We start from the raw sequence: 2,311 nt of genomic DNA, 5'->3' as shown, positions 1-2,311 counted from the left end.
CTGAAGGTCTGGGCGATGATCGAGACCGCGCGCGCGGTGCTCGATGCCGACAAGCTCGCCGCGACAGCGCATGAAGCGGGCTCGCGGCTCGCCGGCTTCGTGTTCGGCCCCAACGACATCTCGCGGGAGACACGGATCCGGATGCTGCCCGGCCGCGCCACCATGCTGCCGATGATCACCCATTGCATCCTGGCCGCGCATGCGCACGGCCTGGAGATGCTCGACGGACCCTATAGCGACTTCTCCAATGCCGACGGCTTCGCCCAGGAATGCATCCAGGCGCGCGATCTCGGGTTCGACGGCAAGACGCTGATCCATCCGAGCCAGATCGAGACCTGCAACGCGGTGTTCACGCCGCCGGCCGAGGAAGTCGCCGAGGCACGCAAGATCCTCGCCGCCTTCGACAAACCGGAGAACGCCGTGCGCGGGGCGATCCAGCTCGACGGCCGCATGGTGGAGCGGCTGCATGCCGAGATGGCACGACGGACCATCGCGATCGCCGATGCAATCGCCGCGATGGCGAGGTAATCCCTGGCGTCATTGCGAGCGAAGCGAAGCAATCCAGAGCCAAGCAGACAGCCTGGATTGCTTCGGTCGCTACGCTCCTCGCAATGACGGGAATTCGAGTTGGTGCAGCTATCGCCGATCAGGCGCGCCGGACGACGCTGTCGCCGAGACGGTCGATCGTCGGTGCGTTGAGGCAATAGTCCTCGTAATGCGTGCCGGACGTGCCGGCGGCGAGGTCGTCCCGGCAGCGCGCCTTGTCCATACAGAGCGCGCAGACCCGCTCCATGTCGCGCATGACGAACGGCTCGGTGCGCGTCAGCGCCGCCCCGTCGATGCCAAGGGCCGCCAGCATGCGCGGCAATTCATCTGCGGCGTGCGGACCGTTGCGGACCAGCTCATTGAGATCGTCGGGCGAGATCCGCAGGTCCTCGGCAATCCGCTCGATCGCCTCGCGGTCCAAGCGTCCGATCTCGCTGAGTTCGCGGTGCCGCTTGAGCCAGCCAACGAAGGCGTCGATCAGGAGCTGGACCCGCGGATAGGCGTGGGCTTGCGCTTCGGTTTGGGCTTGGTCGGTCATGGGCACCTCCAATGCGATCGCGTAATCTCACCACCGCGGCGCCGGACGTGCATTGCGTCAGATCAAATTCGAAAGCGTCAGGCCAGCGTGCCGTAGCGCTCCGCAGCCCAGTGAAACAGGCTGCCGGGCACCGGCGGCAGCATCGCGCGCCCCTTTGGCGAGATGTGCAGGCCGATGATCCCGGGGTCGCGCAGCAAATGGGGGAAGTCGGTTGGCTCGAAGAACTTCTTCGGCTCCGAATGCACGGCGTAGAATGAGCGTTTGGGTAAGGCATAGCGCAGCGTGCCATGCCGGCGCGCCAGCGCCGTCAGCGCGGCCGGCCCAAACACCGCGACGCGGATGTCGGAGAGCCGCTTGGAGCCGCCGCGCAGCCGCTGCAGCGCGTAGGTCACCCGGTGCGACAGCGACAGCCAGTTCGGCGTCAGTTCGTCCTGCTGCATCAACTGCTCGAACTCGCGCACAACAGGATCGTCTGAAGGGAAATAGATCACGGAATTGCCGATCTGACGGCCGCGCTCCCAGGCAAAATAGGGCTTCGCCGGATCGATCTCGACCGGCTTCAGCAGCAGCACGTCAGCATCGAGCCAGACGCCGGCGTTGCGCGCCATCAGGCGGATGCGGAAGAAATCGCTGAATTGCAGCGTGGTCCAGTCACGCCAGCTGCCGTCGGGCTGCGGCGGGCGCAGGCGCTCGGAAAAGGCGAACGGCAGCACCGCCTCGGCGTCGGCATTGTGGACGCTTTCCGGCAGTCCCGGCAGCGGATCGAAACTGTAGACGATGACCTTATGGCCGACGGCGACCTGCGAGCGCAGGCAGGTCTGGCGTAGCCGGTCCAGCGGGCCGCGCCAGAAGGTGACGATGTCGGGTAGTCTGCGCGTCACCTGACGGATGATCCTCGCAACAAGGCCCCGGACAGGGGCATCCAGGGCCTTCCAGAATTCAAAGATGAAACGGCTCAGGCCCAGGCGCGCTCGGTCTTCAGCCTGGTCTCATAGCTGTCAATCGAGGACTTCTTCTCCATCGTCAGCCCGATGTCATCGAGGCCGTTGAGCAGGCAGTGCTTGCGGAACGGATCAATCTCGAACTTCACCGTGCCGCCGTCGGGGCCGCGGATCTCCTGGCTCGGTAGGTCGATCGTCAAGGTGGCGTTGGCGCCGCGCTCGGCGTCGTCGAACAGCTTGTCGAGGTCTTCCTGCGAGACGCGGATCGGCAGGATGCCGTTCTTGA

3 protein-coding genes and 1 pseudogene are annotated in these 2,311 nt (G+C 65.5%); 1 reads left to right on the top strand and 3 read right to left on the bottom strand.

Translation table 11 applies throughout. The annotated features are described in order from the left end of the window. The coding region (locus WA702_RS23405) for an HpcH/HpaI aldolase/citrate lyase family protein (protein WP_425112934.1) at window positions 1-528 on the top strand (528 nt) is incomplete at its 5' end. Window positions 529-646: 118 nt separating this feature from the next. On the opposite strand, the gene WA702_RS23400 is transcribed toward WA702_RS23405, so the two are convergent. The 3 genes and pseudogenes from WA702_RS23400 to WA702_RS23390 all read right to left on the bottom strand — a co-directional run. Next, the gene (locus WA702_RS23400; protein ID WP_425112933.1) at window positions 647-1,084 is read right to left on the bottom strand and encodes a hypothetical protein; all 438 of its coding nucleotides are present in this window, start codon (window positions 1,082-1,084) and stop codon (window positions 647-649) included. 77 nt (window positions 1,085-1,161) lie between these two features. After that, a complete protein-coding gene (locus tag WA702_RS23395) occupies window positions 1,162-1,965 on the bottom strand; it encodes a hypothetical protein (protein ID WP_425112932.1) in 804 nt (267 codons plus the stop codon). Window positions 1,966-2,039: 74 nt separating this feature from the next. Further along, a pseudogene (locus WA702_RS23390) lies at window positions 2,040-2,311 on the bottom strand (3-isopropylmalate dehydratase small subunit); the annotation flags it as partial.

It is taken from the genome of Bradyrhizobium sp., from assembly GCF_049798375.1.
Taxonomy (GTDB): domain Bacteria; phylum Pseudomonadota; class Alphaproteobacteria; order Rhizobiales; family Xanthobacteraceae; genus Bradyrhizobium.
The sequence above is the reverse complement of the archived record's forward strand: the minus strand, read 5'-3'. Positions and strand labels throughout refer to the sequence as shown.

Coding starts and splice junctions, on each gene's coding strand:
- WA702_RS23400 (WP_425112933.1), bottom strand. CDS start 1,084: ATGACCGACCAAGCCCAAACCGAAGCGCAAGCCCACGCCTATCCGCGG.